General features: G+C 61.0%; 27 protein-coding genes and 1 pseudogene. 6 read left to right on the top strand and 22 right to left on the bottom strand.

Going from position 1 to position 21501, the window contains the following annotated elements; genetic code table 11:
• Window positions 1-8 precede the first annotated feature (8 nt).
• The 4 genes from ACIY1O_RS08525 to ACIY1O_RS08510 are packed head-to-tail and all read right to left on the bottom strand — an operon-like array spanning window position 9 to window position 2391.
• A complete protein-coding gene (locus ACIY1O_RS08525) occupies window positions 9-1040 on the bottom strand; it encodes an NAD(P)H-dependent glycerol-3-phosphate dehydrogenase (RefSeq protein WP_397474667.1) in 1032 nt (343 codons plus the stop codon).
• A gap of 9 nt (window positions 1041-1049) precedes the next feature.
• A complete protein-coding gene (gene secB, locus ACIY1O_RS08520) occupies window positions 1050-1577 on the bottom strand; it encodes a protein-export chaperone SecB (RefSeq protein WP_397474666.1) in 528 nt (175 codons plus the stop codon).
• Window positions 1578-1624: 47 nt separating this feature from the next.
• Window positions 1625-1882, bottom strand: coding sequence for a glutaredoxin 3 (gene grxC / locus ACIY1O_RS08515; protein ID WP_397474665.1), 258 nt, complete (start codon window positions 1880-1882; stop codon window positions 1625-1627).
• A 26-nt stretch (window positions 1883-1908) separates the two neighbouring features.
• On the bottom strand, window positions 1909-2391 hold the full coding sequence (locus ACIY1O_RS08510) for a rhodanese-like domain-containing protein (protein ID WP_397474664.1): 483 nt from the start codon (window positions 2389-2391) through the stop codon (window positions 1909-1911).
• Between the two features lie 29 nt (window positions 2392-2420).
• On the opposite strand from ACIY1O_RS08510, the gene gpmA reads away from it, so the two are divergent.
• From gpmA to ACIY1O_RS08490, 4 genes are all read left to right on the top strand, one after another.
• Entirely contained in the window at window positions 2421-3170 is a 750-nt protein-coding gene (gene gpmA / locus ACIY1O_RS08505; protein WP_397474663.1) for a 2,3-diphosphoglycerate-dependent phosphoglycerate mutase, read from the top strand.
• A 5-nt stretch (window positions 3171-3175) separates the two neighbouring features.
• Window positions 3176-4552: a murein hydrolase activator EnvC family protein gene (locus ACIY1O_RS08500; protein WP_397474662.1), complete on the top strand. Its 1377-nt coding sequence runs from the start codon at window positions 3176-3178 to the stop codon at window positions 4550-4552.
• A 74-nt stretch (window positions 4553-4626) separates the two neighbouring features.
• Window positions 4627-6153, top strand: coding sequence for a S41 family peptidase (locus ACIY1O_RS08495; RefSeq protein ID WP_397474661.1), 1527 nt, complete (start codon window positions 4627-4629; stop codon window positions 6151-6153).
• Entirely contained in the window at window positions 6146-6895 is a 750-nt protein-coding gene (locus tag ACIY1O_RS08490) for a HesA/MoeB/ThiF family protein (protein ID WP_397474660.1), read from the top strand. Before ACIY1O_RS08495 ends, ACIY1O_RS08490 begins: the two co-directional genes overlap by 8 nt.
• A gap of 49 nt (window positions 6896-6944) precedes the next feature.
• On the opposite strand, the gene slmA is transcribed toward ACIY1O_RS08490, so the two are convergent.
• The 7 genes from slmA to ACIY1O_RS08455 all read right to left on the bottom strand — a co-directional run bounded on the left by slmA (window position 6945) and on the right by ACIY1O_RS08455 (window position 11629).
• Window positions 6945-7517 carry a nucleoid occlusion factor SlmA gene (slmA, locus tag ACIY1O_RS08485; RefSeq protein ID WP_397474659.1) on the bottom strand — a complete coding sequence of 191 codons (573 nt, stop codon included), beginning with the start codon at window positions 7515-7517 and terminating at the stop codon, window positions 6945-6947.
• A 35-nt stretch (window positions 7518-7552) separates the two neighbouring features.
• Entirely contained in the window at window positions 7553-8332 is a 780-nt protein-coding gene (locus ACIY1O_RS08480; RefSeq protein WP_397474658.1) for a pyrimidine 5'-nucleotidase, read from the bottom strand.
• A gap of 12 nt (window positions 8333-8344) precedes the next feature.
• Window positions 8345-9247, bottom strand: coding sequence for an acetylglutamate kinase (argB, locus tag ACIY1O_RS08475; protein ID WP_397474657.1), 903 nt, complete (start codon window positions 9245-9247; stop codon window positions 8345-8347).
• 81 nt (window positions 9248-9328) lie between these two features.
• Complete coding sequence (locus tag ACIY1O_RS08470) at window positions 9329-9823, bottom strand: TlpA disulfide reductase family protein (RefSeq protein ID WP_397474656.1); 495 nt, start codon at window positions 9821-9823, stop codon at window positions 9329-9331.
• A complete protein-coding gene (locus ACIY1O_RS08465; protein ID WP_397474655.1) occupies window positions 9820-10530 on the bottom strand; it encodes a BON domain-containing protein in 711 nt (236 codons plus the stop codon). Before ACIY1O_RS08465 ends, ACIY1O_RS08470 begins: the two co-directional genes overlap by 4 nt.
• Window positions 10530-11123, bottom strand: coding sequence for a phosphoheptose isomerase (locus tag ACIY1O_RS08460; protein ID WP_397474654.1), 594 nt, complete (start codon window positions 11121-11123; stop codon window positions 10530-10532). Before ACIY1O_RS08460 ends, ACIY1O_RS08465 begins: the two co-directional genes overlap by 1 nt.
• A gap of 8 nt (window positions 11124-11131) precedes the next feature.
• The gene (locus ACIY1O_RS08455) at window positions 11132-11629 is read right to left on the bottom strand and encodes a YraN family protein (protein WP_397474653.1); all 498 of its coding nucleotides are present in this window, start codon (window positions 11627-11629) and stop codon (window positions 11132-11134) included.
• Between the two features lie 31 nt (window positions 11630-11660).
• Here ACIY1O_RS08455 and rsmI point away from each other — a divergent pair, with 31 nt between their 5' ends.
• Window positions 11661-12584 (top strand): 16S rRNA (cytidine(1402)-2'-O)-methyltransferase, encoded by a 924-nt coding sequence (gene rsmI, locus ACIY1O_RS08450; RefSeq protein ID WP_397474652.1) that lies wholly within the window; start codon window positions 11661-11663, stop codon window positions 12582-12584.
• Between the two features lie 58 nt (window positions 12585-12642).
• Here rsmI and ACIY1O_RS08445 read toward each other — a convergent pair whose 3' ends face one another.
• From ACIY1O_RS08445 to ACIY1O_RS08400, 10 genes are all read right to left on the bottom strand, one after another.
• On the bottom strand, window positions 12643-13713 hold the full coding sequence (locus ACIY1O_RS08445; RefSeq protein WP_397474651.1) for a septal ring lytic transglycosylase RlpA family protein: 1071 nt from the start codon (window positions 13711-13713) through the stop codon (window positions 12643-12645).
• Complete coding sequence (gene rapZ, locus ACIY1O_RS08440; RefSeq protein WP_397474650.1) at window positions 13710-14582, bottom strand: RNase adapter RapZ; 873 nt, start codon at window positions 14580-14582, stop codon at window positions 13710-13712. The genes ACIY1O_RS08445 and rapZ overlap by 4 nt, the downstream gene beginning before the upstream one ends.
• 103 nt (window positions 14583-14685) lie before the next feature.
• Window positions 14686-15615 (bottom strand): HPr(Ser) kinase/phosphatase, encoded by a 930-nt coding sequence (gene hprK, locus ACIY1O_RS08435; RefSeq protein WP_397474649.1) that lies wholly within the window; start codon window positions 15613-15615, stop codon window positions 14686-14688.
• A 15-nt stretch (window positions 15616-15630) separates the two neighbouring features.
• On the bottom strand, window positions 15631-16095 hold the full coding sequence (locus ACIY1O_RS08430; RefSeq protein ID WP_397474648.1) for a PTS sugar transporter subunit IIA: 465 nt from the start codon (window positions 16093-16095) through the stop codon (window positions 15631-15633).
• A 174-nt stretch (window positions 16096-16269) separates the two neighbouring features.
• Window positions 16270-16593: a ribosome hibernation-promoting factor, HPF/YfiA family gene (gene hpf, locus ACIY1O_RS08425; RefSeq protein WP_397474647.1), complete on the bottom strand. Its 324-nt coding sequence runs from the start codon at window positions 16591-16593 to the stop codon at window positions 16270-16272.
• 215 nt (window positions 16594-16808) lie between these two features.
• The gene (gene lptB / locus ACIY1O_RS08420) at window positions 16809-17603 is read right to left on the bottom strand and encodes an LPS export ABC transporter ATP-binding protein (protein WP_397474646.1); all 795 of its coding nucleotides are present in this window, start codon (window positions 17601-17603) and stop codon (window positions 16809-16811) included.
• Window positions 17604-17654: 51 nt separating this feature from the next.
• A complete protein-coding gene (gene lptA / locus ACIY1O_RS08415; RefSeq protein ID WP_397474645.1) occupies window positions 17655-18254 on the bottom strand; it encodes a lipopolysaccharide transport periplasmic protein LptA in 600 nt (199 codons plus the stop codon).
• Between the two features lie 19 nt (window positions 18255-18273).
• Complete coding sequence (gene lptC / locus ACIY1O_RS08410; RefSeq protein WP_397474644.1) at window positions 18274-18873, bottom strand: LPS export ABC transporter periplasmic protein LptC; 600 nt, start codon at window positions 18871-18873, stop codon at window positions 18274-18276.
• Between the two features lie 3 nt (window positions 18874-18876).
• On the bottom strand, window positions 18877-19479 hold the full coding sequence (locus ACIY1O_RS08405) for a KdsC family phosphatase (RefSeq protein WP_397474643.1): 603 nt from the start codon (window positions 19477-19479) through the stop codon (window positions 18877-18879).
• 2 nt (window positions 19480-19481) lie between these two features.
• Complete coding sequence (locus tag ACIY1O_RS08400; RefSeq protein WP_397474642.1) at window positions 19482-20471, bottom strand: KpsF/GutQ family sugar-phosphate isomerase; 990 nt, start codon at window positions 20469-20471, stop codon at window positions 19482-19484.
• A 110-nt stretch (window positions 20472-20581) separates the two neighbouring features.
• Between ACIY1O_RS08400 and ACIY1O_RS08395 the strand changes: the two genes are divergently transcribed.
• Window positions 20582-21118 carry an adenine phosphoribosyltransferase gene (locus ACIY1O_RS08395; protein WP_397474641.1) on the top strand — a complete coding sequence of 179 codons (537 nt, stop codon included), beginning with the start codon at window positions 20582-20584 and terminating at the stop codon, window positions 21116-21118.
• 88 nt (window positions 21119-21206) lie between these two features.
• Here ACIY1O_RS08395 and ACIY1O_RS08390 read toward each other — a convergent pair.
• Window positions 21207-21501 (bottom strand): annotated as a pseudogene (locus ACIY1O_RS08390) (threonine ammonia-lyase, biosynthetic); the annotation flags it as partial.

The raw sequence follows: 21501 nt of genomic DNA, 5'->3' as shown, positions 1-21501 counted from the left end.
GGACGGCGTTATTCTGGCCTGGCTTCGCGTGACAGCAGTTCGGAAACTGCCTGCTGGGGCGACAGGCCGTCGAACAGCACGCTGCATACGGTCTCGGTAATAGGCACTTCAATGTCGTGTTTGCGTCCAAGCGCCAATGCCGCCTGCGCGCAGCGCACGCCTTCCGCGGTCATGCCGCCGGCCAGTATGGTATCCAGGCTTTGGCCTTTTCCGATGGCCACGCCCACCTGGCGGTTGCGAGACAGTTCGCCGGTTGCCGTCAAGACCAGGTCGCCAAGGCCGGTCAGCCCATAGAAAGTGTCGGGCAGGCCGCCCAGTGCCACGCCCATACGCTGGATTTCAGCCAGGCCACGCGTGATGAGCGCGGCGCGGGCATTGGCACCCAGCGCGAGGCCGTCGGAAATGCCGCAGGCGATGGCGATGACGTTTTTTAGCGCTCCGCCTACTTCGACGCCGATGACGTCGGTGCTGCCGTAGATGCGTGCCATGCGGCCGTGCAAGGCGGCAGTGGCGGCATCGCGCGCCGCCTCATGCCGGCTGGCAATGGTAAGGGCGACAGGAAGCCCCTGAGCGACCTCTTTGGCGAAGGATGGGCCCGAGAGCACGCCGGCTATCGTTTGCCCGCCCAGGGCGGACTCAGCGATTTCGTGGGGCAATTGCGCAGTGGCAGGGTCAAAGCCCTTGCATGTCCAGACAACGGAGGGACGCGCATTGGGCAAGCGCTTAAGCGCTTGCGACAGGCGCAGACAGGTTTCGGCCATGCCTGCAACCGGTACCCCCAGGATGATGAGGCCTGGAGTTTCGCCGGATGGACATGAATGCGCCACCGCCGAATCGAAGTCGTCGGTGCAGCGTAGGGCCGGCGGCAACGTGATGTCGGGCAGATAGCGCTGGTTGATGTGCAGGGCATCGATGGCCTGCGCTTGGGCGGCGTCGCGCGCCCAGAGCAGGGTGTCGGACTGATCGCTGGCCAGCGCGGCCAGGGCGGTGCCCCAGCTACCGGCCCCCAGCACGGTTGTACGCAGGCGTGGGGCGGACATGGCGCGGGTTTACTGGCGGGTGACGCCGGGAGGCAGGACGATGCCGGAGTCTTGTTCGGCGGGTTGACCCTGCTGTTCGGCCAGTTGCTGCAGGCGTTGCTCGTACAGGCCCTGGAAGTTCACTTCCGTAAGGTGCAGCGGCGGCAACGAAGTACGGTTGATCAGGTCGGCCACGTTGGCCCGCAGATAGGGATACAGCATGGTGGGGCAGACGATGCCAAGCAAGGGGTCAAGCTGATCGGCAGGAATATTGGCCGCCTCGAAGATGCCTGCTTGGGTGGCTTCAATCAGATACAGCACCTTGTCTTCGACGCGGGTTGTTACGGTGGCGGTGACGGTGGATTCGTAGACATTGTCCGCCAGGCGCTGGCCGCCGACGTTGATGGAAACTTCGACGGTGGGCCCCTCTTGCTCAAGGAAGATCTGCGGCGCATTGGGCATCTCGAGCGAGACGTCTTTGATGTAGGTGCGTTGAAGGCCGAAGCTGGGCTCGGTATTGCTGGTCTGGTTGGCTTGGTTCTGGTCCTGGTCGGCCATTTGTCTTCCTAAAAATAATAATCAGCGCATGTGCGCGTATGGGTGGGTCAGCTGTTTAGCAGCGGCATCAAGCCGTCGGCGCGGTCAAGCGCAGCCAGGTCATCATAGCCGCCGACATGCGTGTCGTCGACGTAGATTTGCGGCACGGTGCGCCGTCCGGTGCGTTGCATCATCTCGGCGCGCAGCTCGGGCTGCAGGTCGACGCGTATCTTATCGATATTCGTGATGCCCCGCTGCTTGAGCAGCATTTCGGCGCGTATGCAGTATGGGCAGGTTGCGGTGCAATACATGGTTACGTTGGCCATGAAGTCCTCAGTGAATGGGGTTTTGTTCAAGCTTTCTTCGACAGCGGCAGACCGGCTTGGGTCCAACCACGCAGCCCGCCTTCGAGGCTGACTGCTTCGAGCCCCTTCTTGCGAAGCGTCGCGGCAGCGCGAATCGATTCGCGACCCTGATCGCAGAAAACGATAAGCGGCTTGTTCTTGGGCAGCGTGTCGAGCTTGGCTTCCAGTTCGGCCGCTGGCACATTGCGTGCCTGCGCGATGGTTCCTGTCTTGTATTTTTCGGCCGCGCGAACGTCGATGAAGACCCCTTGACTGCGATTGGCTAATTGCACCGCTTCGGCGGCGGTAACGGGATTGGCGCCGCGGCGCTTGCCGATGGTGGGCCACAATAGCAGCGCCCCGGAAACGACGGCAATAAGTACAATGATGATGTTGTTCTGGCTGAGGATAAAGTCCACGATATGTATCTCGATTAATCTCTTGAAAGTAAAGAACGGTCGGTCGATTATAAAATGGACGCCGATAATCAACTAACTCCGTATGAAAACGTGGGCTAACTATGCATAAACTCGTATTGATGCGCCACGGCGAAAGCCAGTGGAATCTCGAAAACCGCTTCACCGGCTGGCACGACGTCGACCTGACCGAAACAGGCCGCGAACAGGCCCGCCAGGCCGGCGAACTTCTGAAGCGCGAAGGCTTCGAGTTCGACTTGGCTTTTTCCTCGGTGCTCAAGCGCGCCATCCGCACCCTCTGGATCGCGCTCGACGCCATGGATACCATGCATACCCCAATAGGGCTTAGCTGGCGCCTTAACGAACGGCATTATGGGGCGCTGCAGGGGCTTAACAAGGCCGAAACCGCCGCCAAGTACGGCGACGAGCAGGTATTGATATGGCGCCGTGCTTACGCCACCGCGCCCAACCCGCTCGACCACGACGATCCTCGCCACCCCCGATTCGACAAGCGCTATGCCAAGGTGGCCCCCGAGAATCTGCCGGCAACCGAATGCCTTCGGGATACGGTCGAGCGAGTCGTCCCGTTTTGGAACGATTCAATCGCTCCGGCGCTGCGCTCGGGTCGCCGAGTGCTGATCGCAGCCCATGGCAATAGCTTGCGCGCCCTGATCAAGCACCTGGATTCCATCTCCGACACCGACATCATGGGCGTGAACATCCCCACCGGCCAGCCGTTGGTTTACGAGCTTGACGATGATCTCAAGCCGCTGCGCCACTATTATCTGGGCAACCCGGACGAAATCCAGGCGGCCATGGCGGCCGTGGCTGCGCAAGGCAAGGCCAAAGGCTGATCTTCATGCGTCGTATCGGTCTGGCGGTAGTGCTGGTCGCATGGTTGGGGTCGGCGCACGCCGCCGACTCGTCCACCGCCCTGCAAAGCAAACAGGCCGAGGCTCAGGCTCAGCAGAGCCGTTTGCGTGATCGCATCGCGGTTCTGCAAAAAGACATCAATCGACAAGAGTCCTCGCGCAAGAGCGCCGCCAGCGCTTTGGAGGCTTCAGAGAAAGCCATTTCGGACATTGACCGAAGGCTTGCCGAACTGACTCGGCAGCAGCAGCAAGCCGAGGCCGATCTAAAGCATCTCGAAGGGCAGCTCACCGATCAAAAACAAACCCTTGATCTCCGTCGGCAAGAGCTGGCCGATCAGTTGCGGGCACAGTACGCTGGCGGGCTCTCGCCTTGGGCGGCACTGCTGTCGGGCGACGACCCTCAAGCCATAGGCCGCGAGCTGGGATATCTTAGCTACGTATCCCAGGCACAGGCCGCCGCCGTTCACGCCGTCGACGAAGCGATCACAAAACTGCAGGCGCTTCAAGCGCGAACCGAAGAGCGTGAACGCGAATTGGTGCAGGTTGCAGAGGAAACGCGTATACGCAAGGCCGAGCTCGAAAAGCAAAAGCTCGAACGCGGTCGCGTCCTTAGCCAGATCAGCGAACAACTCAAGCAGCAAAGAACGCAAGCCGACACGCTGCAGCGCGATGAACAGCGCCTGGGTCGGCTCGTTACCGGGCTTGAAGCCGCGATTGCGACACAGCTTGAAGAAGAGCGGCTTGCGGAAGAACGCCGCAAAGAGGCAGCCCGGCAAGAAGAGGCGCGCCGTCGCGAAGCCGCCCGACAGGCCGAAGAAGATCGCAAGCACCGCGAACAAGAGCTGCTTCAGTCGCGCCGCGACCAGGAAGCTGCACGGCTGGCGCGCGAGCAGGTGGAAGCCGCGCGTGCACGCCGGCAAGCCCAGGAACAATCAGCGCAGGCGCCGCCGCCGGCGGCGAGCGCCGCCACCGCATTGGATGGATTGCGGCAAGGCCTGCCTTATCCGGTGCGTGGAGAGGTTCAGGGCCGTTTTGGTGCTGAACGCCCCGAAGGGGGGCGCTGGCGCGGCATTGTGCTTCGCACGAGCGAAGGAACCAGGGTCAATGCCATCGCCGCCGGCCGCGTCGTATATGCTGACTGGCTCAACGGCTTCGGTAATATCCTCATCCTCGACCACGGCCGGCAATACCTTAGTGTGTACGCGTATAACCAGAGCTTGCTCAAGCAGGTCGGCCAGGTGGTGGCGGCCGGCGAGGCCATTGCCACAGTGGGCGCCACGGGCGGCCAGGTCGAGTCCGGTCTATACTTTGAAATCCGCCATCAAGGCAAGCCCGTCAATCCTCTTCTTTGGCTGGCGCGATAAATTCGGTACTATTTGTGTCTGACGGCTTCGCCCGGGGGCGGGCCGACACCAAATAACATTTCAGGAATGTGTGCATGGGCACTCGCAGGGTAGGCAGTTTCGGTTTGGTGCTTCTGGGCGCAGTGGGTGGCATTCTGGTCAGTCTGGGCATATCGGCCCTGGCGCAGCGCGCCGAGCCATTGCCGTTGAAAGAGCTGCAACAGTTCGCCAACGTCTTCTCGGCGATCAAGGCCAGCTACGTCGAGCCCCTTACCGATGAAAAGCTGATCAACGATGCCATCAAAGGCATGTTCGACGACCTGGACCCCCACTCGGCATATCTTGATGCCGAGGCGTTCAAGGAAATGGAAGCCATCACGCAAGGCGGCTTCGGGGGCCTGGGCATCGAGATCGGCAGCGAAGACGGCATGCCGAAGGTCATAGCGCCCATCGAAGACACGCCCGCAGCGCGCGCAGGCATTCTGGCCGGCGACCTGATCACGCACATCGATGGCAAGCCGACCAAGGGCATGACGCTCAACGACGCCATCAAACTGATGCGCGGCGAACCCAAAACCTCCATTGTGCTTACCATCAAGCGGGCCGAACAAGACAAGCCCCTGGTGATCACGATTGTGCGCGACCTCATCAAGGTGCGCAGTGTGCGCAGCAAGATGCTCGATAACGATATCGCCTACATGCGCGTGGCTCAGTTCCAAGAGCGCACAACCAGCGATCTGGTCAATCAGTTGCGCAGGCTGGGCGAATCCAAGCCGCCCAAGGCGCTGATCCTTGATTTGCGCAACGATCCGGGCGGCCTGCTTGATGCGGCTATCGGTGTTTCGTCCACATTCCTGCAGCCTAACGTGCTGGTCGTATCCACCAAGGGCCGCATCGCCTCGGCCAATCGCGAGTACTACGCAAAGCGAAGCGATTACATGCGGTATTTTTCTGACGGCAGCGACCCGCTTAGCGGTTCACCCGACTGGACCCGCACGGTGCCTATGGTGGTGCTGGTCAACGTGGGCTCGGCATCGGCGTCCGAGATTGTGGCCGGCGCCTTGCAAGACCATGATCGCGCCAAAGTTCTGGGCAACCGCACTTTCGGCAAAGGGTCGGTGCAAAGCGTTCTGCCCTTGGGCGAAGACAGCGGCATCAAACTGACCACCGCGCGCTACTACACTCCCAAAGGGCGTTCCATCCAGGTTACAGGAGTCGAGCCGGACATCACCGTCGACGATACTGCTCAAGGAAATCTGTTCCGCCTTCCCCGCGAGGCAGACTTGGCGCATCACCTTGAGAACGCCATGGCGACGCCCGAGGTGGTCACTTCCGCCGAAGAAGACGAAGAGGGTGATCGTCCCGATCCCAAGATGTTCGAGTTCGGCGGCGCTGACGACTTCCAGTTGCAACAGGCCATCAACTTGCTCGAGGGCCGTCCCGTCCAGAAAAGCGGGCCGCGCAGCGCAGCGGCTAAAGCCGAGCCGGCTGCGGCTGCTCCAACCACCCCGTCAACGGCAGAGGCAGAAAAAAAAACTGACGAGCCCGCGCAAATCGCCCCTCCCGAGCGAATAGAGCGTTTCCGGCTAACCCCGGACGGCCTGGTTCCCGTCAATGAATGACCAGGATCTGCTGCGATATGCGCGGCATATCCTGCTCAACGAACTAGGCATAGAGGGGCAGGAGAAGCTGCTGGCGGCACGCGTCCTGATCGTGGGCGCGGGTGGCTTGGGTGCTCCGGCCGCGTTGTATCTGGCGGGCGCAGGCGTCGGCAACATCATGCTGGCCGACGACGACGTTGTCGAGCTGAGCAACTTGCAGCGCCAAATAATCCACACCACCGGGCGGCTCGACCAAGCCAAGGCCATATCGGCGCAACAGGCTTTGAACGAGTTGAACCCTTCGGTTCAGATCCAGCCCATAGTCCGCCGCCTGTTGGGACGCGACATGGAAGATGTCGTAGCGCAAGCCGACCTCGTGCTCGACTGCTGCGACAACTTCGCCACCCGCCACGCGGTCAATCGGGCCTGTGTGTTGCATGGCAAGCCGCTGGTTTCGGGCGCGGCCATCCGGTTCGCGGGCCAGGTCAGTGTCTATGACATGCGCGATCCGGCCTCGCCTTGCTACCACTGCCTGTTTCCCGAAGCCGATGATGCCGATGAGGTCAGTTGTGCCACCACCGGCGTGCTGGGCCCTTTGGTGGGCATCATAGGCAGCACGCAGGCGGCTGAGGCGATCAAGCTGATCACGGGCATGGGCCAGGCCCTGACGGGCCGCCTGCTATGTCTGGATGCCCTTACCATGCAATGGAGCAGCATACGTCTCCAACGGGATCCGGCTTGTCCCGTGTGCGCCCATCGTTGAACACAGGGGCTGGGATGATTCTATCGGTCGGGCATGGCGGCCCGGGAAACTACAGCCCGAGCAACGATAGCCTGCGAGGCAGGTCGGCAGTAGGCTTGGCCTGCCAGCCGCTTTGAGCGTAGCGCAGCCATCGGCCCAGCACCCACTCAAGCAGGACGTCCGCGGTTAGCGCGGCTTCGCCGCCTTCATGCTTGTCTTGCTGGGATTCGAGTCGGGCGCTTTGTTCAAGCACATCCGCGACAGACCGCAGCAGAGCATTGACCTGCTCTTGCAACGAGGGGTCTTCGCCGGTCAGCGCTATGCCCGTTAACACCCGTGCTGCGCCTGGATGCCGCTCTACGAACAAGAGCAAGGCATGAACTTGCTTGCGCAGTCTTGCCTTGCCTTGTGGTTCGGTGGCTGCGATATGGGCAAGGTCTTCAAGGAGCTGATCGCCGGTCAGGGTAATCAGGCCCTCGAACATGGCGGCTTTGCCGGCGTAATGCCGATACAGGGCGGCTTCGGACTGATTCAGGCACTTGGCCAGCGCCGCCGTCGTGATGCGGATTGCACCGGGGCTTTCCAGCATGCCGGAAAGTGTTGCCAGGATGGCGACCTGTTTGGCGGATGGCTGTTTAGGCATGGACGTATCCGGAACCGAATGCGGCGATGAACGGCTTAAGCGTGCAAGTTGTGGCGGCCGGTGAGGAGCTGGCCGATCGAGTTTATGCGAACGTCGACATAGTCGCAGCGGCCCGCATGCAGGCCTGAGAACGGCGTGCCCGGGTGGAAGATATGAACGGTTTTCATGCCGAGCTCTCGTGCCGCCTTGAGGTTCTTGAGGGTGTCTTCGACCAGCACGACCCTGGATGCAGGCTGGCCCACACGCGCCAACACCTGTCTCATCAGGGCGCGCGAAGGCTTGGGCCGGATGCGTCCTTGCAGCACCATATGGTCTACGGCCCACAGCCCTTCGAATTGTTGCAGGATGCCGAGGGTCTTGAGCACCGTGCGCGCGTATTTCAATGGGGCGTTGGTCAGAAGTATTTTACGCCCTTTCAGGCCGAGCAGCTTGCGCGACAGGCCGCCTTCCGAATGCACCAGTGCAGCAGCATCGAAGCGGTGGCTGCGCTCTAAGAAGGCGTCCGCATTGACGCCGTGATGTCGCACCAGGCCGATCACCGTGGCGCCGTAGCGTCTCCAGTATTTCACGCGTAGGCGATGAGCTTCGCCCATATCGACGTCGAGCGCCTCCATGATCGCCTCTGTCATGTTCCGGTCGATGGCGTCGAAGATTCCTATGGAACAATCATGCAGGGTGTTGTCCAGGTCGAACAGCCAGACGCGTTGTTGCTCAGGGTCGCCTTGCTGCGACGAGGGTGCGACACGGCTGCGGGGACGATGCGGTGCTGCGGGCGTAAGCAATCGCCGGCCCGCTGTGGCCGGCATGACATTCATTGGGACAAACCTCTAGGCAGAGCTGATCATGGTTCCGACACCACGATCGGTCAGGATCTCGAGAAGCAGGCAATGAGGGACGCGGCCGTCGACAACGTGTACCGAGTTGACGCCGTTGCGCGCGGCCTCGAGCGCGGACGATATCTTGGGCAGCATGCCGCCCGAGATGGTGCCGTCCTTGAAGAGGGCGTCAATGGATTGTGCAGACAAGCTGCGCAGCAGTTCGCCGTTTTTGTCCAGCACCCCCGGGGTGTTGGTCATCATGATGAGTTTTTCAGCACCCAGCACTTCGGCGATCTTGCCGGCCACCAGGTCGGCATTGATGTTGTAGGCGCGCCCGTCTTCACCGTAGCCGATGGAAGAGATCACAGGGATGAACTGATCGTCTTGCAGGGCTTTGACGACCGCCGGTTCGACGTGGGTGATATCGCCCACGTAGCCGATGTCCAGCCATTCGCCCGGGTTTTCCGCATCCGGCATGAGTTTTTTGCGGGCCTGGATGAGGCGACCGTCCTTGCCGGTCAGGCCGACGGCTTTCCCGCCGGCTTCATTGATCATCATGACGATATCCTGCTGCACCTGGCCGCCCAAGACCCACTCGACGACCTCCATGGTTTCAGCGTCGGTAACTCGCATGCCCTGGACGAAATTGCCTTGTTTGCCGATACGCTTGAGCGCATCGTTGATCTGCGGGCCGCCGCCGTGCACGACAATAGGGTTCAGGCCGACCAGCTTGAGCAGCACGACATCGTGCGCAAAGCTGCGTTGCAGTTCTTCCTCGATCATGGCATTGCCGCCGTACTTGACGACAACTGTCTTGCCATGAAAGCGACGGATATAAGGCAGGGCCTCGGACAGGACGTCGGCCTTGACGGTAGAGGAATGAGGCGAGGAATCGGTGGGGGCTGTAGTCATGGCTGAATTGAGATGAAGGCTGTGAAAAACCCGAAAGCGCCGGCGGCTTTCGGGTTTGACGTTGCGGGGCCGGCCTGCGGATCAGCCGGCCAGTGCCCGCTCGACAGTTTTGCGAAACGCGACTTTGTCATAGTTGCCCAGGTAGCGCTTGATGACGCGGCCTTGTTTGTCGACCAGGTAGGCCGTGGGCGTGAGCTTGACGTCATCGAACGCTTTGGCGATTTCACCTGAGGTATCCATGGCGACGGTAAACGGCAATTGCCGTGACGCGGCGAAATTTCGGACGTATTCGGGCGGATCGTAGTCCATCGTGACCGCTATGACCTCGTAGCCCTGGTCGGAGTATTCGTTGTAGGCTTCGATGGTGTCGGGCATCTGTTGCACACAGGTGACGCAGCTTGTGGCCCAGAACTTCACCAGGAACACCTTGCCGCGCAGATCTTCTGTGGTGAAGCGGTGCCCATCCAGCGAGGTGAAGGTAACTTGGGGGGCCGCTTTGGCGGAGCCCGAAAATTGCCATAGGCCGATTCCAGCCACGGCAATCAGGGCGGCAAGGCCGAGAAATAGCTTTTTCATTGGACAGGCATGGTTTGTACGTCGGATGAACCCGGGTCGGATTGCATATCTGACGCAGGCGCGGAGGATTCTTGCGTCGGCGCTACCGAGCTGGCGCCGGTGGCGAGGCTTTCAGCAGCGACGATCTCGAACAATTTTACAACTTTATTGACGCCGCCGACCCCCGCCGTCGCTTTGGCGGCGCGCTGGCTCTCGGCCTCGGTGACGCGCCCCATAAGGTAGACGACGCCGCGCTCGGTTTTAACGACAATGGTTCGAGTGGGGACGTCTTTGGTATTGATGAGGGTGGTGGTGACCTTGGTGCTGAGCCAGCTGTCGTTGGTGCGCACGCTGACCGGGGTGATCTCGCCCACTCGCAGCTGGTTATACACCTGTTCCACCTTTTCGACGCCGGAGGCCAGCTCTTGGGCGCGCTGTTTGTCCTGCTCGGTGGGCACGTCGCCAAGAAGCAGTACCCGGCCCGCGTACGACACGGCATAAGCACGGCCATTTTCGCCGAGCAGCTTGCGCATTTCGGAGCCGATCTTAAGTTCTATTGCCTGGTCTTCAACCTGTTCTCCGGCGGTGCGGCGGTCGGCGGCAACGACGGCGGTGGTGGCTGCGGCGCCGCCCACGACCAGCGGGGCGCAGCCTGACAGAGCACCGAGCGAGACCGCGGGAACGCAAAGAGCGAGCAGTATTTTCGAAAAGCGGTGAGGCAGGTTCATTAGAGCGTGTCTCCGAGAAGCAGGGCGTCTATGCCGTCGCATAGAGCATGAAGGAGCAGAATGTGGACCTCTTGTATGCGCATGGTGCGATCATGCGGCACACATAGGTGGACGTCGGTTTCGTAGAGCAGTTCATTGATTTTTCCGCCGCCCTTGCCGCTGACGGCAATGATGGACATTTCTCGATCATGGGCTGCTTCTATGGACCGCAGGACATTGGGGGAGTTCCCACTGGTGGAAATGGCCACCAGGACGTCGCCGGGTTGCCCCAGTGCATTCACCTGTCGTTCGAATACGGCGTCGAAGCCGTAGTCGTTGCCTACTGCGGTAAGGATGGAAGTGTCGGTGTTGAGCGCGATGCCCGCCAGCGGCAGGCGGTCGCGCTCGAAGCGGCCGACCATCTCGGCGATGAAGTGCTGTGCGTCGGCGGCCGACCCGCCATTGCCGCAGGCGAGAATCTTGTTGTTGTTGGCCAGGGCGCTGAAAAGCAGGTCGACCGCGTTGGATAACGGCCGAGCCAGGGCCTGCGAACTGGCCTTGAAAGTTTCAATTGCATCGTCGAAATGCGATGTCATGCGAGAAGTCATGTCCATGACCGCCATTATCTCATGGCTTCGAACACTCCCTTGAGCCAGGTAAGTTCCACTCCGTCGATGGCGATGACATCAAAGCGGCAGCGGGGTGTTCGCCCATTGAAATGGCGTTGTGCGAGGCGGGGAAGAAAATATGAAGCAGCCCGGGCCAGCCGCTGCTGCTTGATGTGGTCGACGCTGGCGGCGGCGCCGCCGAAACGCGAGTCGTGCCGATGCCGCACTTCGATAAAGGCGAGCACGGCGCCATCCAGACAGACAAGATCGATTTCGCCGGCCCGACACAGCAGGTTTCGCCCCAGTATCCGGGCCCCAGCACGCTCAACATGCGCGGCTGCCCTATCTTCTGCCCTGTTTCCCTGGCGTTGGGTGGGTGATAACCTGGGCGCGTCGGGCGGCGCGCTGGGGGGCGTACAAGGTTTTCGTCGCGCCGCGCGCCTGCGTCGCCGAATGGCTTTGTGCTGTGCGATGCGAGCCAGCGTACGAGGGTCTGACGTATCATCGAGCATTGAACTTCTCCGACATGCACCGACGACCAGTATGAGCCAAACCGCCACGCCCGACTTCACCACGACATGGAATCGTCTCGCCCAAAAGGTGGCCGGTCAGAATTGGCCTGACTCGGCCTTGTATGTGGTCGCGACCCCCATCGGCAACCTGGGCGACCTGAGCTTGCGCGCCTGGCAGACCCTGGTGCAATGCGATGTTATCGCCGCTGAAGATACGCGTGCCAGCCGCGCTTTGCTCGATGCCTGGGGCATATCCACGCCACTCGTCGCTGCGCATCGTCACAACGAGGCTGCGGCGGCCCAGGCAGTGCTTCAACGGCTCGAGAAAGGCGAGCGGGTGGCGCTTATCTCCGATGCGGGCGCTCCGGGGGTCAGCGACCCAGGCGCGCGCATGGTGCGGGTAGTGCGCGAGGCGGGGTACGCGGTGGTCGCTATTCCCGGCGCCAGCGCGGTTATTACGGCGTTGATGGCCAGCGGCGCCACCTCTGATGAGAATCCAGCCTTTGTGTTCGCGGGCTTTGCTCCCGCCAAGTCGGCCGCGAGACAAAAATGGCTTCGGCAATGGACGGCTATTTCCGCCCCCGTCGTCATGTTTGAATCGCCGCATCGCCTTGCCGCGGCCCTGAAAGATCTGCAGGAGGTTTGCGGCCCCCAGCGCGAGCTGACCATTGCGCGTGAACTTACCAAGCGTTTCGAAGAGGTGGTTACCTTGCCGCTGGGGCAGGCTGAGCCATGGCTTGCAGGCGATGCCCACCGCGCTCAGGGCGAATTCGTTCTGATTGTTCACGAGCCGGCCGCCGAGCCCGCCCAAGACGAGCTGGATGCCGCCGTGCTAAGCCTGCTTGATACGCTGCTTGAAATCGCCAGTGTCCGGGACGCGGCGCGCGCGGCGGCCAAGATAAGCGGCTTATCGCGCGATGTGTTGTATGCGGCTGCGCTTGAACGTAAGCGCTAGGCAGGGGGTGTTCGCGGCAAGCCCACTTTTTCGAGCGCCGAAGCGTAGGCCGGCGCGGCTAATCTCGGGTGGCTACCGTCGCTCGCGCGCCTGTTTGTTCCTGGATACGCAGCGCCGCATTGACGGCCTCCGTACGGCTCGAGTAAGGCCCGATCCGGACGCGATAAAGATCGCTCGACGCTATAACCTGGGCCCGGCGGCTTTCCACCAGCGCGATCTGCTTGTTCAACTGATCGGCGAGTGATTCGGCGTTTACCTGCCCGCTGAACGCCCCGAACTGCAGAAATATCCCCGAATTCCCGTCGTCTTCCAGCGTGGGTGCTGGTGTGGCTGTGTCGTTGGGGCTCGCGTCATACGCGGCCTGGGTGGTAAAGACGGGCGTGCCGGCCTGGCCATCCAGCACCGCCAGCGCGTCGGGCACCACGTTGGTGGTGTCGTTTTCCAGTTTGACGGCTACCGCATTGTTCAAATCGACGGCCATGGTTTCGCTGGATTCGGCGGGTGCCGGCTGGTTCGGCTGCGTCGTTAGGCCCGAACCTTGGTTTGCGAGTGCCGTGTGGGTTTTGCCGGCCTGGGCTTGGGCGATTTCCGTGTGCGTAATCGCTTCCACCACCACTTTTCCGCTTCCGGAGCCGATCAGCCCCAGTTTGGCTGCCGCAGTGTATGAGAGGTCGATTACACGACCGCTGTGAAAAGGCCCCCGGTCGTTGATGCGCACCACGACTGTCTTCCCTGTATCGGGCCGCGTTACGCGGGCATAGCTGGGCAGCGGCAGGGTGGGGTGTGCGGCACTCATGGCGTACATGTCGTAGGTTTCGCCATTGGCGGTTTTACGGCCATGGAATTTCTTGCCATACCAGGAGGCAACGCCCGTCTGGCGGAACGGTTTGCCGGACGTTATCGGCACGTAGTTTCGGCCCAATACCCGGTAGGGCCGCATATTCGCCGGCGCGTAAGATTCTATGCGCGGCACTGCATCAGGCGTATTCAGGATATTGGCCGGGATGTTGGCCCCGGGGCCGTCGTCTTTGTAATAGCCGCCGCCTTTGTGTCCTGTCGAGCCGCAGCCGGCCAGCACCAAGGCCGCGCAAAGGGACATCAGGGCAGCCGGGGCTCGAACGCGGCTCATGGTATTTCTATCGGCGGTTGGTTGCGGTGGCGTATCAGCAGCGGCGAGTGATCGGCGAAGCGGCGCGCAAGCTGTTCGGTAACATAGACCGACCGATGCTGCCCGCCCGTGCAGCCTACCGCCACGGTCAGGTAATTGCGCGTATCTTGCATATACAAAGGCAGCCAGCGGCGTATGAAGCCGGCGATGTCCTCGATCATGGTCTCGACGCTGCCAAACTGGGCCAGCCACTTGGCAACCGCGTCGTCTCGCCCCGTAAGGGGCCGCAATTCACGGTCGTAGTGGGGGTTGGGAAGGCAGCGCACGTCAAATACCAGGTCGGCGTCGCCCGGTACGCCACGCTTGTAGGCGAACGACTCAAACGTCAGCACGACCGAAGACCGGTCGGCCTGCACCAGGTCGCGCATCCAGGCGCGCAATTGGCCCGGGGTCAGGTCTGAAGTGTCGATGACGTGTTCTTGTTCGCGCAAAGGGGCGAGCAGCTCGCGCTCGGTATCAATACATTCTTGCAACGACGGTGATTTGCCGTCTTTGGTAAGCCGGTCTGTCAGTGGATGCCGCCGACGCGATTCAGAATAGCGCTGCAGCAGCGTATGGTCGTTGGAATCAAGGAAGACGACGCGGAACTCGGTGCCGCTGGCGCGGAGCGCCGTAATGACCGCGGGCAGATCTTCGAGCTCGCCGGGCGAGCGCACGTCGATGGCGACCGCAACGCGCTCAAGGCCGTCTTCCCGGGTACTGGCGATGAAGTCATGTAAAAACCGTACAGGAAGATTGTCGACGCACAAATAGCCGGAATCTTCGAGCAGGCGCAAGGCGACCGATTTGCCTGAGCCCGAAATGCCTGTGATCAGTACTATCTTCAGCATGCCGGAATGCAGACGGCCCTTGTTGCATGGGCGCCTGCCAACGCAAGATGCCTCGTTGTGTGGATACTGCTCATGGGCTTGTCCTTCTAGTATTGAATTGGCCCTAATCGGGGCGGCTGCTTTCCATTATGGCCAAAGCTTGACGCTCGATGAAGTCGCCCATGGTGTCGATGCCCCGCAAGGTAAGAATGGTGTTGCGCACGGCTGCTTCGACCAACACCGCGAGGTTCCGGCCCGGGGCCACTTGCAGCATGACGCGGCGGATGGGGATGCCAAGAATGTCTTGGGTAAGGTCTTGGACCGGCAAGCGCTCGAATGCATCGGCATTGAGGCGTACAAGCTGAACGATCAGCTTGAGTTTCATTTTACGGCGCACCGAGGTTTCGCCGAATATGGTTCGGATGTCGAGTAGCCCGAGGCCGCGCACTTCGAGTAAATTCTGCAGCAGGGGCGGGCAGTGTCCATCAATGAGATTAGGAGCAATGCGGGAAAGTTCGACCGCGTCGTCGGCCACCAGGCCGTGGCCGCGCGAAATAAGCTCAAGCGCGAGTTCGCTTTTTCCGAGCCCGGAATCGCCCATGATCAGTACACCCAGACCAAGGACATCCATGAAGACGCCGTGCACGGTGGTGCTGGGGGCGAGTCGCTTGCCCAGATAGAAACGCAGCAGCTCGATGAGCTCGGCAGCTTCGATGGGCGTCGACAGCAAGGGAATGCGTTGGTCTTGGCAAAACTGCTTGAGATCGTCGGGTACGCTGAGGTCGCCGGCCAGAACGATGGCGGGCACGCCTCCGGCGACAAGGTCGTCGAGATGATGAATGCGGCGCCGGGGCTCGACCCGGATGTAGTAGCTTAGTTCTTCTTTTCCGAATACCTGGACGCGCGCCGGATGTATCAGATTCAGGTGCCCGACCAGGTCGGCGCCCGACAGGCCTTCGTTGGGGATCACCCGATCAGAGCCTTCTTCGCCGGCGACCCAGGTGAACGAAATCTTGTCGGAGTTTTCGTTAATGAGTTCCTGAACTGTCAGCATGGCAGCCTTCTTGTCTTATTCGGCCGTGGCGACGTCGGTGGTAAGCAGGCGATGGATAACGGCCGGGTCGGTTTCGGTGGACAGCACCTGCCGCAGCGATGGGTTCGATACCAGCCGCGCGATCTCGGCCAAAAGGTCGAGGTGCAACTGGGTGGCGGTTTCGGGCACCAAGACAAAGAACAGCAGATTTGCCAGTCGGCCGTCGCTGGCATCGAAGCGTACCGGGTCTGCCAGGCGCACAAACGCCGCGCATGGCTCTTTGAGCCCCTTGATGCGTCCGTGGGGCACCGCGATATGGTGCCCAAGCGCGGTGGAGCCGAGGCGCTCGCGGGCTATCAGGCTTTGGAAAACGGCGGTTCGGGCAATGCCATGATGGTTCTCAAAAAGCAGGCCGGCTTGCTCGAACGCTCGTTTCTTACTGGTGGCCTCGATATCGAGAGCAATGTTTTCCAGTGGCAGGATACGCGACATGAGATTCATATCGGGCATTATATGGGTATATGAGCCCACATAGAAAGCCAAAGGCCCCAGTCGAATGAATGGGGCCCGGTATACCCCCCGATAACGTTGCGTGCCGAATACGGCGAGGGGGCTTCAGGGTGCAGGCCTCGGCTTTGGCGCCGGGAATGCAACCCTGTATTGCTGGCGTGCGTGTTATGCGCCTATTGGCTGCCTTTTGGCAGGCTCGTGGGCATGATCCTGCATCTTGGTTTTGTACTTGATGACCTGGCGATCGATTTTGTCGGACAACAGGTCGATGGCTGCGTAGAGATTTTCGTCGGAGGCCTCGCAGTGGATATCTTTGCCACGCAGGCGCATGGTGACCTCGGCAGTGTGTTTCAGACGCTCTATTGAGAGCATGACCTGGGTGTCGATGACATTGTCGAAATGTCGTGCAACCCGTGACATTTTGTTCTTGACATAGGCACGGATGGCGGGGGTGAGTTCTAGATGACGACCAGTGATGTTCAGGTTCATGTACCGCTCTCCTGTAGTAACAGTGTGCGCAGGATGCGCGTTGTGAGGATGAAAAATTCTCCTTGTTATGAAGTTGACACAGTTTCAGTGTATCGCCTGAAAAAACTAAATCAAGTGGGATGAATCCTCTCTTTGAGAAAGATCAAGAAGCCCCCATAATATGCGGATACGGCAAAACCCCCAGGGCCGCTTCGGCCCGCAAGGGCGCGCAGCGCCTACATCTTGAAGTTTTTTCCCAGGTAAACCTTGCGCACGGCCTCGTTGTCGATGATCTCGCTGGGGTGCCCATTGGTCAGCACCTTTCCCTCGCTGATAATGTAGGCCCGGTCGCAGATTCCGAGGGTTTCGCGTACGTTGTGATCGGTAATCAGAACGCCGATATTGCGCCCTTTTAGAAAATGCACGATGCGCTGTATTTCGATTACCGCGATGGGGTCCACGCCGGCGAAGGGCTCGTCCAGCAAGATGAACCTGGGGTTGGTGGCCAGGGCGCGGGCGATTTCAACCCGGCGGCGTTCGCCGCCCGACAGCGATATTGCCGTGTTGCGGCGAATGTGGCCGATCTGCAGCTCGTCCAGAAGGGTTTCCAGGCTTTCGCCGATGCGTGTGGACGAAAGGGCGCGTCCGTCGGCATCGTATTGAAGCTCGAGAACCGCCCTGATGTTCTCTTCTACTGTCAGGCGTCGAAACACTGATGCGTCTTGCGGCAAATACGACAGCCCCAGGCGTGCGCGCTTGTGCATGGGCATGGCGGTGATGTGAGTGCCGTCGATTTCGATGCGCCCGGCGTCTGTCGGTACGATGCCCACGATCATATAGAAGCTGGTGGTCTTGCCGGCGCCATTGGGGCCAAGCAGCCCCACGACTTCGCCGCTGTCCACCGACAGCGACACGTCGCGTACGACCGTGCGTTTGCCGTAGGTCTTGCGCAGGCCGGTCGCTTTCAGGCTGCCCGGCTGGTCGCTGGGGGGACGGGTCGTGCCGGAGCGCGACTTGGCGGAAGAAAACATAGGTGGTTTGTCAGGAAAAGGTCTGGGGGCTGAGTGCGCACGGCGGGCGTATCAGCCGTTTTTCGATTTTTGCCGGCATGCCTCGGCGGCGGCATCGGCCTTGGCGCTGGGTGTAGCCAGTGACCGGACGCGTCCTCCTTGGGCGGAAGACTGCGGGCCTCCGTAGGCTTGGTAGACATTGGTGGTTTGGTTGTACTTGACCCGTTCGCCACGTATGGTGTCGAGCGGCTTGCCGCAGATAAATTTAGTTACAATGGCTTGGCCGATCATTTCGATTTCATCGGTTTTGCCGTTGTATTCGCCACGCAAGCCCTCGGCTTCGATCAGCTCGAATTTCTCGGGGTTTTCCTGGCGGACCGTGACCCGTTTACTTGTGCCCGAAACGGTGGCAACGCCGTGCTGGAAGCCTTCAGGGTCTTCGCTCATGACCAGAGTATCGGCGTGCAAGGTCATGAGGCCTCGCGTCATGATGACATTGCCCGTAAAGGTGCTTTCTTTGGTGGCGTCGTTGTAATTGAGGGTGTCGGACAAAATCAGCGTGTCGGGCTCTTCCTCGGGGGCGGCCTGCTGGGCGGAGGCAGCCGTTGTTGCCAAGGCGAGTGCCGCGGCGCACAGCCAAAGATAGAGTCGGTCAGAGGGTCGTGGATTCATGGTCGTTTTCTTGGGAGCCTTAGTTTTTTGAACGGGAGCCCTGGGCGTCTTCGGCGGAGATCCGCACGTCGCTGGACGAAAAAACCTGAAGTGTGCGCTTGGCGTTATCGTACCGCATGCCCGTGCCCACCATGGTGGATTTTCCGTTGACGACCACGGCCGGCAGGTCGGTGAAGACCACATCCTCGTCGGGCAGCAGTGTCAGTTCATCGCTGTTGACATCCAGTGCGGCGCGGTCTTCGTACGGTTTGCGGTGCAAATGGGCGTTGCCGCGCATGATGATGCGTGACCCGTCGCGGTCCATGATGGCCGTGTCCGAGGTGCCGATGGTGATGGGCGAGTCGGCGCGTTGGCCTATGGCCCGGGCCTGGCTCACCTCGTACGAGTCATCATCGGGAAAGTGCTCGAGATAGTCGCCTTCCATGCGGTTGACGGCCATGCCGTCGGCATCCGTGCGCACCATGACGAAGTTGGTCGACCAGGCATCCGGCTCGTGGGTAATGCGACGGGGAGCCTCTATGGACACCGCGCGCTGGGTGTAGTCGGCCGCCCACCACGTGCCGACGACCAGGAAGAGCAGCAGGGCGATGGCGATCAGCGCCGGTAGGCGTTCTTTCATGGCTTATTGTGTGATGCCGCCCAGAATCACGGCGTTGGGCGAGAAAAAATGACGAAGGCGCCCCTGGGCGGCCAGGATCAGGTCGCAGCACTCGCGTGCGGCGCCGTAGCCGCCTTCGCGCGAAGCGACCCAATGGGCGGCCTGTGTAATGTATGGCGGAGCGTTGGGCACGCTGGCGGCAAAACCCACGCGCTGCATTGCGGCCAAGTCTAGGATGTCGTCGCCCATGAAGCCGACCTGATCGAGGGTGTGGCCCTGTTCCCGCACCAGCTCTGAAAGAGCCTGGGCCTTGTCGCGAACGCCTTGAAGCACCAATGAGATGCCCAGTTCGGCGGCCCGCCGGGAAAGGATGGGGCCTTCGCGGCCTGTGATCAGGGCCACGGCGACCCCGCCTTCGCGCATCAGGCGCAAGCCGTGGCCGTCGAGGGCGTTGAAACGCTTGATGGTTTCGCCGTTTTCACCGTACCAGAGGCTGCCGTCGGTCAGGATGCCGTCGACGTCGAAGACCATGAGACGCACTTGGCGGGCCCGCTCGACGGCGGCGGCGGGAGCTTTGGTCAGTATCAGCGCTTCGGCCGGGTGGGGAGGAGTGATTTCAGGTGTCATGGTCAGATTACCTTGGCTGCCAGCAGGTCGTGCATGTGCAGGGCGCCTAATAGTAGCCCGTCTTCGTCGACGACGAGAACCTGGGTCAGGCGGTTGTCGTTCATGAGCGTGGCCGCCTCGACGGCCAATGAGGCGGGCGCAACGGTCTTGGGATTGTGGGACATGCCGTCGATTACGGTCAGGGCGCGGATATCGCCCCGCAACGAGATCAGTCGGCGTAGATCGCCGTCTGTGAAGATGCCCACCGGCCTGCCGTCATCGCCGACGACGATGGTCATGCCCATGCCTTTACGGGACATTTCTTCGAGCGCCTTGGGGATGGGAGTGTCAGTGCGCACAATGGGCAACGCCTCGCCTGCCCGCATGATGTCGCGAACCAGTGTCAGCAGCCGCCTGCCCAGGGCTCCGCCCGGGTGCGAGCGGGCGAAGTCTTCCGAGCTGAATCCTCGCGCCTCGAGACAGGCCACGGCGATTGCGTCGCCCAGGGCCAGCGTCGCAGTGGTGCTGGCGGTGGGCGCCAAGTTGAGCGGGCAGGCTTCTTGTTCGACGTGGACATCAAGGTGCAAATCGGCGTTGACGGCTAATTGCGACTGAGGATGGCCGGTAATGGCAATAAGGGGGATACCCATGCGTTTGGCGATAGTCAGGACGGTGAGTAGTTCACTTGCCGTGCCGGAATAGGAAATAGCCAGCACCATGTCGCGGCTGGTTAGCATGCCCAGGTCGCCATGCAGCGCTTCGACGCCGTGCATGAAAAACGAAGGCGTGCCCGTGGAGGCCAGCGTGGCGGCGATCTTGCGTGCGATGTGGCCCGATTTGCCTATGCCGCTGACGACGACGCGGCCTTCGCAAGCCAGCACCATCTGGACGGCGCGTGCAAAGTCGTCGTCGAGGCGGTCGCGCAGCGCGGTAAGCGCCCTGCTTTCGATTGACAGGGTACGATGCGCCGAGGCGATGGATTCGGAAGCAGTCGGTGGATGCGTGCTTTTCATTGATTGATTTTAAACGCTGGCCGCCCCAAGGCCAAAAGCGGCTCCTTTAATGGATTGATTGGAGGTATAGTTACTGCTGCACACCATCCCAGGACTCTTCGTCTACTTCCATGCATAAAGATCCCGTCAACTACGTTCGCGACGCGATACGCAGTGTTCCCGATTGGCCCAAGCCCGGCGTTACCTTCCGTGATATCACCCCGGTTTTGCAAGACCCGCAATCGTTCCGGGTGCTGGTCGACCTGTTCGTCTACCGGTACATGCGCCAGCGGCTCGACCTGGTTGCCGGTGTCGATGCACGGGGTTTCATCCTGGGTTCGGTGCTGGCCTACGAGCTTAATCTGGGGTTCGTTCCCGTGCGAAAAAAAGGCAAGCTGCCTTTCCACACATTGGCCGAAGAATACACGCTTGAGTACGGCAACGCCACGGTCGAGATGCACTCCGACGCCGTCAAGCCCGGCCAGCGCGTATTGCTGATCGACGACCTTATCGCCACCGGCGGAACCATGCTGGCGGCCGCCAAGCTCTTGCAACGCCTGGGCGCCAATGTGGTCGAGGCGGCCTCCATCATCGACCTGCCCGAGCTGGGCGGTTCCAAGGCGCTCAAGGAAACCGGCCTGCCGCTTTATAGCGTCTGCAGCTTCTAAGTCGAAGCTGCAGGCCAGCTCCATACCCCTTTTCTTCCGAACCGGCGGCTTGCCACAAGCTGCCGTAGCGGCAAGGCTTGTGGCGCGCTTACAGAAACAAGCGGTAAGCGGGGTTGTTGGTCTCGTTCCAGTATGGATAACCCAGCGATTCCAAAAAACCCTTCACGTCTGTCTTGTTGCTGCCGGGCGGCAATTGGATACCCACCAGGACGCGCCCATAATCGTCGCCTTGATTGCGGTAGTGGAATAGGCTGATGTTCCAGTCAGGGTGCATTGCTTGCAGGAAGCGGGCCAGGGCGCCCGGCCGCTCGGGAAACTCAAAGCGAAACAGCATTTCGTGTTCGGCCAGCGCAGACCGCCCCCCCACCATGTAGCGCAGGTGG

The sequence above is a fragment of the Pusillimonas sp. genome (genome assembly GCF_044464525.1).
Taxonomy (GTDB): domain Bacteria; phylum Pseudomonadota; class Gammaproteobacteria; order Burkholderiales; family Burkholderiaceae_B; genus Pusillimonas.
The sequence above is the reverse complement of the archived record's forward strand: the minus strand, read 5'-3'. Positions and strand labels throughout refer to the sequence as shown.